Below are 15,715 nucleotides of genomic sequence, written 5' to 3'. Positions count from 1 at the left end.
AATGCTACTTTTTTATGATATAGGATTATATTATTATGATTAATGAATGTATAATTTATAACTATTAAAAACGGACTTCATATCTTTTAATTAAGAGAATTAGTTTTAAAATCTAATAATCACCCTCGGTTTAGTCAAAAAATACGCGTAAATGCGCTTAAAATGATTTTTAGTTGTTTTTTAGGATGTAAATGTGTGAAGAATACTCGAAATTCTTCTTCGCTTTCCAATTCGACTGCAAACCGATGAAAAAGGCTTTCATATAATTCATTTTACCGGTTTTGTATTTTTCAGAAAGTAAGCTCACGTAAAAAGAGTCGAATTTCATAGGAAGTACTTTTACCAATTTCATTTCTTCTTTTTCGAAAAGAATTTTTATTGCCGTTTTAGAAAAATGCCAAAAATGAATTGGCACATCATAAGCAGCCCAAAACTTTCCGTAATGCTTTGCGTCGAAAGATTTGAAATTTGGAACAGCAATAATTAAAGTTCCGTTTGGTTTTAGTAATCGTTTTAATTCTTTGATTTGGTTTTCCAAATTTGGAACGTGTTCCAAAACATGCCACATCGAAATCACATCAAAAGAATGATTGTCTAATTCGCTGGTTTCTCCAACAAATGAAACGCCTTTCTTTTTTGCAATCGCTTTTGCTTTTTCGCTTGGCTCCACTCCTATCGTATGCCAACCGTTTTCTTTGGCCACAGATAAAAAATCTCCTGTTCCGGCACCAATGTCTAAAATGCTTCCTTTATTTGATTGCAATGAATTGATTAAATTCAATTTATTTTTAAGCGCAATGGTTTTTACAAAATGATATGCTTTTTCAAATAAAGATCGTTTACTATCTGTGTGCGAAATATAATCAACGCTTTCGTAGTACTTTCCTAAATTCTCTAAGCTGGGTTGTGGAGACGTAATCAGCATGTCCAATTTATCATCATGATACAAATCGAAAATTTCCTGAGAAACAGAATAATCTTTAACGGTTAAAAAAGGCTGTTGTTTTGAAATTTCCATTAATTAATAGTGCTTTTATATTTTAATTTTAAACTAAACCCTGAAAACACCAAAGGATGCTTTCAGGGTTGAAATATTTATTTTTGCGATTCTTCAATTATAGCAAGGCTTCACAGCGTAGTTTCACGTGGAACAAATTGATTTAAGAATAAAGATTAACGATTTCTGATTTCAGATCTTTCATAAATCTGCAATCAAAAATCTACAATCCCTAACGTCCCATATAAATCAACAATACAGAAACATCACTTGGCGAAACACCACTGATTCTTGATGCTTGAGAAATAGTTACCGGACGAATCTTGCTTAATTTTTGTTTTGCTTCAATTGACATTGATTTGATTTTTTCATAATCAAAATTCTCAGGGATTTTTACATCTTCCAGTCGAAGCAACTTATCAGCATTGTTTCTTTCTTTTTCGATATAACCAGAATACTTCACTTGAATTTCTGCTTGTTCCAAAATTTCTTGATCCAAATCATTCTCTGCAACATAAGTTGCAACCTTATCGAATTTCATGATGTCTTCTAAATCAATTTGCGGACGAGAGAATACTTTGAACATTTTATCTCCTTGTGTTATCAACGCTGTATCTTTTGATTCTAAAATAGGATTTGCTTCTGCAACCGAAACGCTCGTTTCTTTGAAGAAAGCTACCATCTTTTCAGATTCGTTTAATTTGTGTTCCATTCTGCGCAAACGCGCTTCTGAAGCCAAACCTATTTCATGAGACATCGGCGTCAATCTGAAATCGGCATTATCTTGACGCAACAACGTTCTGTATTCTGCACGAGAAGTAAACATTCTGTATGGCTCTTCAGTTCCTTTCGTAATTAAATCATCAATCAAAACTCCTATATACGCTTCGTCTCTTTTTAAAATTAACGGCGCTTTTTCATGCACTTTTAAATGCGCATTTATTCCAGCCATCAATCCTTGAGAAGCCGCTTCTTCATATCCTGTAGTTCCGTTTATTTGTCCAGCGAAATACAACCCTTCAATAAGCTTTGTTTCCAAAGTATGTTTCAATTGTGTCGGCGGGAAATAATCATATTCGATAGCATAACCCGGACGAAAGAATTTCACCTTCTCAAATCCAGCAACAGAACTTAAAGCTTTAAATTGAATATCTTCAGGAAGCGATGTAGAAAATCCATTTACATAAACCTCGCACGTATTCCATCCTTCTGGCTCCACAAATAATTGGTGTCTTTCTTTATCAGCAAAACGATTAATTTTATCTTCAATCGAAGGGCAATATCTTGGCCCTAGACTTTTTATTCTTCCGTTAAACATTGGCGAACGATCAAAACCTTCTCTTAAAATATCGTGAACATCTAGAGAAGTATACGTCATGTGACAAGACCGCTGATGAACCAACGGAGAAGTAACATCCGAATAAGAGAACTTATCCGGTTTAGCATCTCCTTTTTCTTCATTCATTTTCGAGTAATCTAACGAACGTCCATCGACTCTTGGAGGCGTTCCGGTTTTCATTCGCCCGGATTCAAAACCTACGGCAACTAAATCTTCGGTAATTCCATGCGCAGCACTCTCACCTGCTCTACCTCCTCCAAATTGTTTTTCGCCAATATGAATCAAACCATTCAGGAAAGTTCCATTGGTCAACACAACCGATTTAGAACGAATCTCCACTCCAAGAGAAGTTCGGATTCCTTTTATTTTTCCGTTTTCAATAATCAAACCTTTAACCATTTCTTGATAAAAATCAAGATTTGGAGTTCCTTCCAACATCATTCTCCACTCCTCAGCAAAACGCATACGGTCACTTTGAACACGTGGCGACCACATGGCAGGACCTTTGGATTTATTTAGCATCTTGAACTGGATTGCAGTTCTGTCCGAAACAATTCCCGAGTATCCTCCAAGCGCATCAATCTCACGCACAATTTGTCCTTTGGCTATCCCGCCCATCGCTGGGTTGCATGACATCTGGGCAATATTCTGCAAACTCATTGTTACCAATAAGGTTTTTGAACCTAGATTTGCTGCAGCGGCTGCAGCTTCTGAACCTGCATGCCCTGCACCCACAACGATTACATCATATTCATTTAGAAACATCTTCTTTTATAATTTAATCCTTCTTCAGGATAGTAATTTTGAAATCTATATATTTTGTTCCACGTGAAACACTGTAAGCTAATTTTTAAAACCAATATTTAATGTTCCACGTGAAACACTTTTGATTTAAAAAATTTAAAAGACACTATTGTTCCACGTGAAACATAGCGATTTTTTCATCTTCTTTAGAACGCATTAAAAGTTCTTCGACCTCGCCTTTGTCTTTATAACCGCAGTAGTGCAAAATTCCATGAACTAAAACGCGCTTTAATTCTTCTTCAAAAGAAACATTAAAGTCATTAGCATTGTCTTTTACTCTTTCGATAGAAACAAAAATATCTCCGTGCAATTCATTACCCATAGAATAATCAAAGCTGATGATATCCGTTAACGTATCGTGCTCGAGATACTCTACATTAATTTTATGAAGATACTCATCGTCACAAAAGATGTAATTTATCTCACCTTCTTTCTTGTTTTCCGAGGTAATAACATTTCCCAACCAAGCAGCTGTAGCTTCTTCGTTGTCTAAATTAAAGTCGGTTTCGTAATTAAAATTGATCATTTTTTATTAAAATATTCTTGAACCTTTTGATTAAAATTCGAGCGCAAAGGTAAGGATTGTCTATTTAATATTTCTATGCTATTTAAATAATCTAATAAAGCAGCTGGCAGCGCATTAGATTGATTATTAAACTCCTTTTTATTGGTTTCAGATTGGCGTTTATTTTCTTCTCCTTGTTGCTGAATGGCAGAATTCAATTTCAACAATTCCTGTTTTACATTTAAAATCTTTTGAAGTATTTCATTCTTAAAACCTTTGTTCAACAATTGCTTTTCAATTTGCTTCATTTGTTCCAAAGCGCTTTGTCCATTTCCACCCAATCCTTGTTTGTTTAATTCGTTTTGTAATGCTTCACGTAATTGTTTTTGCTCTTTATAAATTTCCATAATAGCCTGTGCATCGCCTTCACCACCCTCTCCGTCTTGACCTGATTCCCCTGGCTTACCTTGCTTGCCATTTTGTCCCTTTTGACCTTCACCAGGCTTCTCGCCTTTCTTGATTCCGTCTTTCATTTTCTCGCCTAGACCCTCTTGTTTTTTAATAATATCCGGCAATTGCATTCCTTGACCTTGACCCGGTTTCGGTTTACCAGAACCCATACCTGACATTTGCATTTGCATATTGTTAAGCATATCACTTAGGAAATCTGCTAATTTGTTAGCCGCAGAAATGGTATATTGTTGATGCGACAAACCTTTTGGAACTTGAGCATCTGTTAAACTGGACAAAGACTTATCTACGTTGTAAACTACATTACCAATTTCTTTAGTAATATCCTCCGCAATTTTAGGATTGCGCAACGACATCGCAAACAAACTATCATCAACATGCTTGAACTGTTGTTTTAAATCCTGTTGGACTTTGATGTTTTTATTGAACGCTGGAGATCCTGATTTATGCTTTTTAAATTGATTCATCAAGTCTTCTTGGGACAAAGAAAATGCTAATAGGTTGTCCAAGATTTGTCTTAACATGGCAACATCTTCCTCCAACTGTTCCATCTCACCTTGCTCCAAAGTTTGTGCCATTTTTTGCGCCATCTCTTTCATTTTCTTAGATGCGCTTTTTTGATTTGGCTTAGCTTTATCTTTTTTGTCCTTCTTCAATTCCTCAGAGGCTTTCTTTAAATCTTCGTCAATACTTTTTTCTTTAGCATCGTCTTTAGGTAAATCCAAAGGTGATTTTAATTCCTTGTTTTCTTTATCCAAATCATTTAAATCTTCTTGGATTTTGTCAAACTCACTATTAATATCTTCTTGCTTGTCGAGTTTATTTTCCTTTTCATCATTAGATAATTTATCTTGCTTTTCAGATAGCTTGTCCAGTTTATCTCCTAATTGTTCTGCTTTCTTTTCTACATAAAACCTCTTCGTCAATTCCACCAACTGTTCTAAATTCTTAGTTTGGTTTTTACTGTTTTGTTTGAATTTATCCAACTTAGTCAACAACTCTTCATTCTGAATTTTATCGTTAAGTTCTTTCAACTCATCTAAAAGCTTCTGGTTTTTTTCCAATTCCTTTTCCGCTTTGTCCATTCGTTTTTGAAGTTCCTCTTTTAATTCATCCTTCTTATCGGTTTTGAATTGCTCCAAATTATCGTTCATTTTTTTTGTAAATTCTTTCATCATCTCATCTTGTTTCATTTGGCGCTTGATGAAATCATTTACTTTTTGCTGATCTTTGAAATCCAGATTTTCTTTTTCTTTTCCGGTTTTTTGCAACTTCTCCATTTCAGAGATTTGCTTATCCTGATTTTTTAAAGACTTCTCTAAACTATTGATATTGTCATTTTGCTGCTGCAAAATTTGATCTTCTTTCTCTTCATCTGTGGAAACACGATTCGAGAAAACAGAAGACTTTGTACTTTTGAAATTATGGATTGCATCGTTATCAAAAACTTCAAAATAATAATCATAAGACACGCCTTGCTCTACCGGAAGATTACTTGGAAACGAAAACACGAATTGATCAAAAGCACTTTTCTTAATAGCAATTGTTCCACGTTTAGCAGTTTGTGGCTTCTCTCTTTCGTAATAAACAATCTGAAGTTTAGACAAACCATTATCATCAGAGATTTGACCTAAAACATAGTTCTTAGCCACCTTCAAACTGTCTGGTGCATTGTTCACATTGATTGTTGGGAACTGATCTTTGACAATAGTAAGCTGATAATTGAGTTTTTCATAGTTTTTTACCTTATCATTTGAAGTAAGAATTTGATAATCTGTGTTTTGAACTATATTTTTTGATAAAACAAAGGTGTTTTCTGTTTTCGAAAAAGTAGCTTTCGAGATTCCATCCATCCACACTACATTTTGTGTGGCTTGTGTGTTCATTTTCCAATTCACACGCGTTCCTTCCGGAATAATTGCATTTCCTGTTCCTTTAATAGTTTCTGATTTTTTATTCAAATACGAAGGAAAGTTCAACTGCATTTCAAAATTAGCAATCGATGGAACCGTAATAACTTTCAATTCATAATCCGGAGAAGAAATAGCATTTCCCTCCACGTGGAACAAAATATTTTCTGAAGGCTTTGCCAATTTAAATTGAAACTCTCCCGCTTTAGTCGATTCCATAAAATAACTTTCATCATCAATAAAAATCATCGCATTCTCAGGAACTATTTTTCCTTCTGTTTTAATGCGAAGTATAAAATCCTTTCCTTGTTCAGTTTGTAAATTCGAATTAAGAACTACAAATTTAAATGGAGCAGGTGGCAAAAAAGTCGAATTGAAGTGCACTACTCTATTCAAACTTTGAGAAATCATATTGCTGTTTCCGGAGAAGTAAAAGAAAGCAAATAACGATATTGGAATTAAAGCCAAAGGAAAATATTTCCTGTTAACATTATAGTTTATGGCGTTCCCAAAAGGGATTGGTTGCAACGCATTGGCTTTTTGTTCAATAGAGGCAGCTAATAATTCCGATTTGATTTGATGTTCGTTCGGATTTGATAATTGTAAAAAGTTGGTCAGCTTGTCGCTCACTTCCGTAAAATGATTTCCAATAATTGACGAAGCCTGATTGTAATCGATTCCTTTTTGAAGTTTGAATAATTTAAAAATTGGAAACAAAATAAAACGAAACAACAAAAAGACTTCTACTCCAACGAACGTCCAAAATAAAATGGTTCTTCCCATTGGCTTGAGCCAAAGAAAATATTCAACAAAAAGCGTAAATAGGAAATACAACAATCCTAAACCGATAAAGAAAATAGTTCCCCGAATCAATTCGTTGGTGTAAAACTTTCTGATGAAAGCTTCTAGTTTTTGATAAATAAATTGCTGAGTTTCCAAAATTTCTGCTTTGTTTTTTGTAACCAATAAAAGTAATAATTTATATGAATAAAGAAATGTTAAAAATCATCAAACTCATTAATCTTACATTATCTCATTTTCAGATAATAACATGAGAAATCGAATTTGTATCTTCGCAAAAAATTTACAGCAATGTCTAAACAAATTCGGGTGCGTTTTGCACCAAGTCCAACTGGACCTTTACATATTGGCGGAGTTCGTACCGCATTATTTAATTATTTATTTGCAAAAAAAAACAATGGTGTTTTCTTCCTGAGGATTGAAGATACAGACCAAAATCGTTTTGTTCCAGGTGCCGAGGAATATATCATGGAAGCACTGGAATGGTTAGGAATTGCACCAGATGAGACTATTGGAAAAAATGAAAAATTTGGCCCATACCGTCAAAGCGAAAGAAAAGATTTGTACCAACAATATGCTGCTGAATTAATCAATTCCGGAAATGCGTATTATGCTTTTGATACAGCCGAAGCTTTAGATGCAGCAAGAAAAATACAAGAAGAACAAGGAAAAACATTTATTTACAATCATACCAACAGAGAAAAACTGGACACTTCGTTAGTGATTTCTGCAGATGAAACTGCTAAAAGAATTGCTGCGGGAGAACATTATGTCATCCGTTTTAAAACTCCGGTGAACGAAACGTTGCATTTGCATGACATTATTCGTGGTGATGTGAAATTTGAAACGAATCTTTTAGACGATAAAGTATTGTACAAAAGTGACGGAATGCCAACCTATCATTTGGCTAATATTGTGGATGATCATTTAATGGAAACGTCTCACGTAATTCGTGGTGAAGAATGGTTGCCATCAATGCCTTTGCACGTTTTATTGTACAGAGCATTTGGTTGGGAAGCACCGGAATTTGCACATTTACCATTGATTATGAAACCTGTTGGAAACGGAAAATTATCCAAACGTGACGGTGACAAAATGGGATTTCCTGTATTTCCATTGGATTGGAAAACCGCAGAAGGCGTTTCATCCGGTTACAGAGAAAAAGGATTTTTCCCGGAAGCCGTAATCAACTTTTTAGCATTATTAGGTTGGAACGACGGAACGGATAAAGAATTATTCTCGCTGGAAGAATTAGTAGCAGCATTTGACTTGAACAGAGTCCATAAATCGGGAGCTAAATTTGATCCTGAAAAAAACAAATGGTTCAATCACCAGTATTTAATCAAACAGGAAGATGCAAATTTGGCGAAAGCCTATGCTCCTATTTTGGCAGAAAAAGGGTTTTCTGTTGATGAAAGTGTCTTAACAAAAGTGGTTTCTTTGATCAAAGAACGCGCGCATTTTGTTTCTGAATTTTGGGAAATGAGTGATTTTTTCTTTGTCGCTCCAACTTCGTATGATGAAAAAGCAAGCAAAAATTGGAAAGCAGAAACTCCGGCATTAATGCAAGAATTAATTTCTGTAGTAGAAGAAATCACCGATTTCACATCTATGAATATTGAAACTATTGTCAAAGACTGGATGACGAAAAACGAAATTGGAATGGGAAAAGTAATGCAACCATTTCGTTTGAGTTTGGTTGGCGCGCTGAAAGGTCCTCACCTATTTGATATCGTTGAAGTAATTGGAAAAGAAGAAACGATTAACAGAATTCAAAAAGCAATAGCTACTTTGTAACCTCACAAAAAAATTATTTAACGAAAGGTATCTAATTCATAATTTAAGACTTATGAATTAGATGCCTTTCCTTTTATGTCACCTAAAATTTATCTATTAAAAAAAGTAATACGAAGTAACTAAACATTTTAATTTGTAAATTGTGAGATAATTTTTAACTAAAAATAAAAACATTATGAACATTGCTTTAATTATCCTACTGGTATTTGGGTTTTTCATTTTACTTTCTTCTTTTTTTACGGTCAAACAGCAAACAGCTGTTGTTGTAGAGCGATTTGGAAAATTTTTAAGTATCAGACAATCTGGTTTACATTTGAAAATTCCATTAATTGACAGAATTGCAGGACGTGTGAATCTAAAAATTCAACAATTAGATGTTATCATTGAAACAAAAACAAAAGACAACGTTTTTGTGAAGCTAAAAGTTTCAGTTCAGTTTATGGTTATCAAAGAAACCGTTTATGACGCTTTTTATAAACTGGAATATCCACACGATCAAATCACTTCTTATGTATTTGATGTCGTTCGTGCTGAAGTTCCAAAACTAAAACTGGACGATGTTTTTGAAAGAAAAGACGATATTGCCATTGCTGTAAAAAGAGAATTGAACGAAGCCATGACTACTTATGGTTATACAATTATCAATACTTTGGTAACGGATATCGATCCTGATATTCAAGTAAAAAATGCGATGAACAGAATAAATGCTGCCGACAGAGAAAAAACTGTTGCTGAATTTGAAGCTGAAGCATCCAGAATTAGAATTGTAGCCAAAGCGGAAGCAGAAGCAGAAAGCAAGCGTTTACAAGGACAAGGAATTGCGAACCAAAGAAGAGAAATTGCAAAAGGTTTAGTAGAAAGTGTAGATGTTTTGAACAGAGTTGGAATTAATTCTCAGGAAGCTTCAGCATTGATTGTAGTAACCCAACATTATGATACGTTGCAAGCTATTGGTGCTGATGCCAATTCAAATTTGATTTTATTGCCTAATTCTCCGCAAGCTGGAAGTGATATGCTCAACAATATGATTGCTTCGTTCAGTGCTTCCAATCAAGTGGGTGAATTGATGAAAAAGAGAAATGGAAAAGGAACTTCCAGAAGAGAAAAAGACATAGAAATACCTGAAAGACCGGAAGCTCCAGAAACACCGGAAACAGAAGAATAATTTACTTGAATTCATAAAAAAAGAGGCTTAATTGCCTCTTTTTCTTTTTGCAAACCAATTTTTTATAAACGGTATTGCTTTATTAAGTATGAATGGTGCTGCTGTTGAAACGATTGCTCCATAAGGAATTACAGAACTATACGATCCTATTAAATCGCTTACAATGTTTTGAGGTGTAAAGCTTTCTTTAGTTTTCTTTACTCCAAAAACCAATTTTTGATAACTGAGTTCTTTTTCAATCTTTAAAATTTCAAGTTCTCTATCAATTTGAGCGTATGAAGAATATTTTTTTGTTTCCATAATTTAGTCGTTAAAAAATATTTCAGAAAATTTCTCTAATATTGGTCCTTCTACAATTTTATCTTTTATTAAAAATAATAGACTGGTTATCAAAAGATATATTCCTCCAATTATTAAAAATCCCAATGGATAACTATCTAAATATTTACCAATTGCCATTGCTCCTGCTATTGAACAAAACAATAAAACCATACTAAAACACAAAAAAATCAATGCAAACTTAAGAATCATGGTCGTAGATTTCATTGCTACTTTGAAACCCCATAATTTATAATAAGCCACATTACTCTGGATATACCCTTGTATTTGTTCTTGAATATCCTCCGTATTTTCTTTTAATTCCTCAAAAGCCATAATTTTAATTTAAAATGTTTAGATAATCAAAAAAAATTATTTTTGAAATTTAGCGTTCTGTCTTTTTAACTCCGCTAATTTATCTTCTAAAAAAGAAATAACTTCTTCCGTTTTATGACTCATGTTCGAAACTAAATCTTCATAAGAATCTTCCAAGTCAAATTTAGCAGTTGTCAATTTATCATTTAACTGTGAAGATACGGTATCAAACTTATTTTGAAGATCATTTTTAGCATCATCAAAACCATCTTTTAATTTACCTCTGGTTTTTGACCCTTTATCCGGTGCATACAAAATTCCTAATCCAGCCCCAATTGCTACTCCTGCTAAAACAGCTAATAATGTATTCCCTGTATTATTCGACATAATTCTAAATTTTAAAAGTTTGCTTCATAAAGATACGGATTTATTAACAACAACCCGTTAACAACTCGTTAAAGTGTAATTTTACAAGACAAAAAGCAAATAAAAGCGAACTGTTCCACGTTTATTTAAATTCTATATTGATTGTCGTTCGTTTTAAAAATCCCTCTTAAAATCAATTTATGGACGTCGTTTTCGATTGAAAAAAATTATTAAAAAAAGTATATTTATAAGAAATTACAATAATAAGAAAAGCTCTCTAAGAAGAGAGTTTTTAATTGATAAAATCTATTTAAAAAAGAATCTTATATTTTAAGATCATTTAATAATTGTAGCACTTTTTCGTTTTTCTCGTTCGTTTTTAATTCTGAAAGTTGTGCTTCAAAAAGATTGAAATTACTCAAATCATTTTGCAAATTTTCAATTGCTAAAATTCGAACGGCTGCCATTTGACTTTTCAATGACATTGTATATAATTTTGTCAAAGCATCTTCTTCGATATCTTTTACCTGTACTCTATCAGAATGATGCAAAATCAAATTAGAAAATAACAACGAGTTATTATCATTTTTAATACTTTTGACAATAGTTTGGATAATTAAACTGTAATTATCAATACTTTTTATATTATCAACAACGCTTTTCAAGATTAAATTAGCACTGTTTTCATCTTTTTCTTTTACATATTTATTGATTTCTTTTTGCGTATTCATCAATAAATTTTCTTCTTTTTTGCCTTTTTCTTCCCAAGCATCTTTCAATCCAACCGTTTTATTAAAGACAATTTTGCCTTCAGCCGTATCTTTATCCACATTGAAATAACCCAAACGTTGAAACTGGAATTTCTCTCCAGATTGAACCGTTGCTAAACTTGGTTCAACAAATCCTTTTACAATTTGTAACGAACTAGGATTCATAAATTCTAAGAAATTTTTCTCTTTATGACTGTCTGGCGCTTCATCAATAAACAAACGATCGTAGAGACGAACTTCAGCTTCTAGAGCATGTTGTATCGAAACCCAATGCAAGGTTCCAGCTACTTTCCTTTGACTAGCTTCGCTCCCACTTCCGCTTCTGCTGTCTTCATCATACGTTACATGAATCTCTGTAATATTCCCAGCTAAATCTTTTTTAACACTTTCTCCTTTAATGATGTAAGCATTTTTTAGACGTACTTCTCTTCCTAAACTCAATCGAAAAAATTTAGCCGGAGCATCTTCTAAAAAGTCTTCTCTTTCAATAAATAATTCTCTAGAAAAAGGAACTTTTCTAAATCCTGCGCTTTCGTCTTCCTGATTATTTTCGGCTTCTAACCATTCTTCTTTATCTTCCGGATAATTAGTGATTACCAATTTTATTGGATCTAAAACAGCCATTACTCTAGGAGCCGATTTATTCAAATCTTCTCGCAAGCAAAATTCCAAAAGTGAAAAATCAATTATATTTTCTCTTTTGGCAACACCAATAATATCACAAAATTTACGAATAGAATTGGCTGTATACCCTCTTCTTCTCAATCCTGAAATCGTAGGCATTCTTGGATCATCCCACCCATTTACTATGTTTTCCTGTACCAATTGCAACAGTTTTCGCTTGCTCATTACGGTGTAATTCAAGTTCAAACGCGCAAATTCATATTGATGTGGTTTTACTTTTGAGTCATCATAAATTTGGTCCAAAAACCAGTTGTACAATTCTCTGTGCATTACAAATTCTAACGTACAAATAGAATGTGAAATTTGCTCGATATAATCGCTTTCTCCATGTGCAAAATCATACATTGGATATATTTTCCAATCGTTTCCAGTTCTGTGATGATGACGGTGTAAAATACGATACATCAATGGATCACGCATCAACATATTAGTTGAAGTCATATCAATTTTTGCACGCAAAACATGGCTTCCTTCTGGGAAATCACCGTTTTTCATTCCTTCAAACAAAGTCAAATTTTCTTCAACCGAACGATTTCTGTAAGGTCCATCCACTCCTGGTTGCGTAGGCGTACCTTTTTGAGATGCCATATCTTCTGACGATTGACTATCAATGTACGCTTTACCGTTTTTAATCATTTTTACAGCCCAATCGTATAATTGCTGGAAGTAATCAGAAGCATAGCGTTCTTCGGCCCAATTGAAACCCAACCATTGCAAATCTTCTTTGATTGCATCTACATATTCTTGCTCTTCTTTGGCAGGGTTTGTATCGTCAAAACGCAAATTAACTGGCGCATTGTACTTTAAACCTAATCCGAAATTCAAACAAATCGATTTAGCATGACCAATATGCAAATAACCATTAGGCTCCGGTGGAAAACGGAAACGTAATTTATCTTGAGGAAAACCGTTTGATAAACTGTCTTCAATGATTTGTTCTATAAAATGGAGTGATTTTTCTTCAGTTGACATTTTTTTGTTTTATTTTAGCAAAGGTAAAAAAGTTTAAGGTTTAATGTTTAATGTTTCCATAGAAACCTATGAAAAGTTAGCAATTCCGCTTTAAACTTTACACTTTAAACAAAAAATAAAATAATGGGAATCATAAAACTTAAAAATATTAGAACGTACTCCTACCATGGTTGTTTAATCGAGGAAGGAAAAATAGGATCAGACTATACGGTAAACTTAGAGGTGAAAACTGATTTGAGAAAATCCAGTATTTCTGATAATTTGAAAGATACTGTTGATTATGTGCTCTTAAATAGTATAGTTGTAGAGGAAATGGCGATTCGTTCTGACTTATTAGAACATGTGGCACACCGCATTTTGACGAGAATATTTGAAGAAATTCCTGAAATATCCAGAATTATTGTAGCGGTTTCTAAACTAAATCCTCCTATTGGCGGTGATGTTGAAGCAGTTACTATTGAATTAGAAGAATATAGAAGTTAGATTAAAAATATTTTTTAAAACTTTTAAACTTTAAACTTTTAAACTCTAAACTTTTTGAGTACTTTTGCCGTCCATTCAATTATGGCGTCGTGGCCGAGTGGCTAGGCTGGGCTCTGCAAAAGCTCCTACTCCGGTTCGAATCCGGACGATGCCTCTAAAACCTTCAAAGTAATTTGGAGGTTTTTTTATCTCAAATTTTTAGGAAAAATTAAATAAAGTTATGGTTCAAATCCGGATAATATTCTAAAACCTTAAAGCAATTTGGAGGTTTTTTTTATATCTAATTTTTAGAAAAAATTAAATAAAGTTAGAGTTCGAATCCGTCCCAAAGCTTCGGAAGATGCCTCTAAAAGAGATACAGAAATGTGTCTCTTTTTTTTATGTCAAATTTTTAGGAAAAATTAAATAAAGTTATGGTTCAAATCCAGATAATATTCTAAAACCTTAAAAGCAATTTGGAGGTTTTTTTTATGTCTAATTTTCAGGGAAAATTAAGTGTTAAGTCTTAATTAAACTTAAATTCTTAATGGTTTAAAAAACTTAAATGACTAACATGTTTAAATAAAAAAAGCCCTGAATCTAATTAATTTAGAGTCAAGGCCTTTTCTATTTTATAAAAATTAAAAACTAGATTTATTCAATCTTTTCAAATGCTTTTTTTACCATTTCTTTTTCTTCTGGGAACCAACCTTGAGTGATTAAAACCATCCCAAAAACCATCATTACAATACTGATTCCTTTTTTAATTTTTAGAATATTTACTGGTGTTAGTTTTGTTTTTAATTGCTTCGCTAAAAGAATTTTGATACAATCTACAAACAAATAAGTTCCAATAACTGCAATAAAAAAAGTAATCATTCTAGGTGTTTGCATTTCTAATTTTGGTCCAACAGAAATAATGATTGCTAGCCAAAAACCCAATACACCAATATTGATAATGTTCAACAAAAAACCTTTTATGAAAAGGCTTATATAGTTTTTTTTGACAATTTCCTTGTCGATAATGTCCGTATTGATTTTCTGTTCTTTTTTTAACTGTATGAAAGAAATTATACCATAAGCCAACATTAATACTCCACCGAAAATAAAAAGAGCCGGTTGATCTTTTAAACTTTGAATCAATCGGTAACTTCCTAAATATGCAATTCCAATAAAAACAATATCCCCTAAAATAACTCCTAAATCAAATACTAAAGCCGCTCTAAATCCTTTTATAATACTTGTTTCTAGTAAAATAAAAAAAACAGGACCAATCATAAAACTCAAGAAAATTCCCCACGGAATACCAGCTAAAATGTCGTTTATCATTAAAAATTTAAATTTATTACGCTAAAATTTAAACCAAAGTACTAATTTTTTTCTAAAATCGTACCGCCAATAAATACTTCCTTGTTAATCTGTTTAGGTTTACCGTAGATAAATATAGAGCCACCAGCACGAACTTTTGCATCAACTAATGTAGATGCATGAATTTCAGATTTTCCGCCAGCAGCAACGCTTATTGTAGTTTGTGAAGTCTCTAAATCCTTTGCGTTTAGAATACCACCTGAAGTAATTACAACATCTTGATTTTTCGCTTTTCCTGATAAAGTAACTATTCCACCAGCATTCGCTTTGATGTTTACTTTGTCAACATCTATTTCTAATTTTATTTCTCCTCCAGATTTTGCATTCAAATCTAAGCTTGTTTGTTTTAAATCTTTTTCGCTTGAAACATAACTTCCCTCACTAACTGCAATGCTTTCCAGGTTTTTAAAATATAGTTTAACAATAATATCATCTCCGGATAATAATTGAGGAAATGGCATTCTAATTTTTAATTCTCCATTTTTATTGACCGTTTCCACTTCGTCAGCGCGTGCTCCGGTTACTACAATTTTGTTTTCTGAAGCTTCAATTAATTTGACATTGATTTTATCAAAAACTTTAACTTCATCAAAATCTCCTAAGTTTCTGGTTACTTGAGCGTTTGCAAATTGACTTAAAAATACAAAAGCAATAATCACTAAATTTTTCAT

The 15,715-nt window shown here is 33.0% G+C and carries 13 protein-coding genes and 1 tRNA gene; 4 read left to right on the top strand and 10 right to left on the bottom strand.

Annotated elements, in window-relative coordinates; genetic code table 11:
• Window positions 1–169: 169 nt before the first annotated feature.
• The 4 genes from G7A72_RS09285 to G7A72_RS09270 all read right to left on the bottom strand — a co-directional run bounded on the left by G7A72_RS09285 (window position 170) and on the right by G7A72_RS09270 (window position 6,809).
• Complete coding sequence (locus G7A72_RS09285; protein WP_165152261.1) at window positions 170–1,018, bottom strand: bifunctional 2-polyprenyl-6-hydroxyphenol methylase/3-demethylubiquinol 3-O-methyltransferase UbiG; 849 nt, start codon at window positions 1,016–1,018, stop codon at window positions 170–172.
• A 211-nt stretch (window positions 1,019–1,229) separates the two neighbouring features.
• A complete protein-coding gene (gene mnmG / locus G7A72_RS09280) occupies window positions 1,230–3,101 on the bottom strand; it encodes a tRNA uridine-5-carboxymethylaminomethyl(34) synthesis enzyme MnmG (protein ID WP_165152260.1) in 1,872 nt (623 codons plus the stop codon).
• 145 nt (window positions 3,102–3,246) lie between these two features.
• Window positions 3,247–3,666: an rRNA maturation RNase YbeY gene (gene ybeY, locus G7A72_RS09275; protein ID WP_165152259.1), complete on the bottom strand. Its 420-nt coding sequence runs from the start codon at window positions 3,664–3,666 to the stop codon at window positions 3,247–3,249.
• A complete protein-coding gene (locus tag G7A72_RS09270; RefSeq protein WP_371807567.1) occupies window positions 3,663–6,809 on the bottom strand; it encodes a hypothetical protein in 3,147 nt (1,048 codons plus the stop codon). Before G7A72_RS09270 ends, ybeY begins: the two co-directional genes overlap by 4 nt.
• Before the next feature lie 309 nt (window positions 6,810–7,118).
• Between G7A72_RS09270 and gltX the strand changes: the two genes are divergently transcribed.
• Window positions 7,119–8,624: a glutamate--tRNA ligase gene (gene gltX / locus G7A72_RS09265; RefSeq protein ID WP_165152258.1), complete on the top strand. Its 1,506-nt coding sequence runs from the start codon at window positions 7,119–7,121 to the stop codon at window positions 8,622–8,624.
• A 175-nt stretch (window positions 8,625–8,799) separates the two neighbouring features.
• Window positions 8,800–9,789: an SPFH domain-containing protein gene (locus G7A72_RS09260; RefSeq protein ID WP_113664700.1), complete on the top strand. Its 990-nt coding sequence runs from the start codon at window positions 8,800–8,802 to the stop codon at window positions 9,787–9,789.
• 27 nt (window positions 9,790–9,816) lie between these two features.
• On the opposite strand, the gene G7A72_RS09255 is transcribed toward G7A72_RS09260, so the two are convergent.
• The 4 genes from G7A72_RS09255 to G7A72_RS09240 all read right to left on the bottom strand — a co-directional run bounded on the left by G7A72_RS09255 (window position 9,817) and on the right by G7A72_RS09240 (window position 13,214).
• The gene (locus tag G7A72_RS09255) at window positions 9,817–10,089 is read right to left on the bottom strand and encodes a DUF6327 family protein (protein ID WP_165152257.1); all 273 of its coding nucleotides are present in this window, start codon (window positions 10,087–10,089) and stop codon (window positions 9,817–9,819) included.
• 3 nt (window positions 10,090–10,092) lie between these two features.
• A complete protein-coding gene (locus tag G7A72_RS09250; protein ID WP_113664702.1) occupies window positions 10,093–10,443 on the bottom strand; it encodes a phage holin family protein in 351 nt (116 codons plus the stop codon).
• Window positions 10,444–10,479: 36 nt separating this feature from the next.
• A complete protein-coding gene (locus tag G7A72_RS09245) occupies window positions 10,480–10,809 on the bottom strand; it encodes a YtxH domain-containing protein (protein WP_113664703.1) in 330 nt (109 codons plus the stop codon).
• A 302-nt stretch (window positions 10,810–11,111) separates the two neighbouring features.
• Window positions 11,112–13,214, bottom strand: a complete 2,103-nt coding sequence (locus G7A72_RS09240) for a glutamine--tRNA ligase/YqeY domain fusion protein (protein ID WP_165152256.1) — start codon at window positions 13,212–13,214, stop codon at window positions 11,112–11,114.
• A gap of 123 nt (window positions 13,215–13,337) precedes the next feature.
• On the opposite strand from G7A72_RS09240, the gene folB reads away from it, so the two are divergent.
• Together folB and G7A72_RS09230 are read left to right on the top strand one after the other, a co-directional pair.
• A complete protein-coding gene (folB, locus tag G7A72_RS09235) occupies window positions 13,338–13,697 on the top strand; it encodes a dihydroneopterin aldolase (protein WP_113664705.1) in 360 nt (119 codons plus the stop codon).
• Between the two features lie 83 nt (window positions 13,698–13,780).
• Window positions 13,781–13,851, top strand: a tRNA-Cys gene (locus tag G7A72_RS09230).
• A gap of 479 nt (window positions 13,852–14,330) precedes the next feature.
• On the opposite strand, the gene G7A72_RS09225 is transcribed toward G7A72_RS09230, so the two are convergent.
• A complete protein-coding gene (locus G7A72_RS09225) occupies window positions 14,331–15,005 on the bottom strand; it encodes a LysE family translocator (protein WP_113664706.1) in 675 nt (224 codons plus the stop codon).
• 41 nt (window positions 15,006–15,046) lie between these two features.
• The gene (locus tag G7A72_RS09220) at window positions 15,047–15,715 is read right to left on the bottom strand and encodes a head GIN domain-containing protein (RefSeq protein ID WP_165152255.1); all 669 of its coding nucleotides are present in this window, start codon (window positions 15,713–15,715) and stop codon (window positions 15,047–15,049) included.

Source organism: Flavobacterium sp. Sr18 (genome assembly GCF_011064265.1).
Lineage (GTDB): Bacteria > Bacteroidota > Bacteroidia > Flavobacteriales > Flavobacteriaceae > Flavobacterium > Flavobacterium petrolei.
Note: the sequence above shows the minus strand (reverse complement) of the source record. Positions and strands in the feature narration are given on the sequence as shown.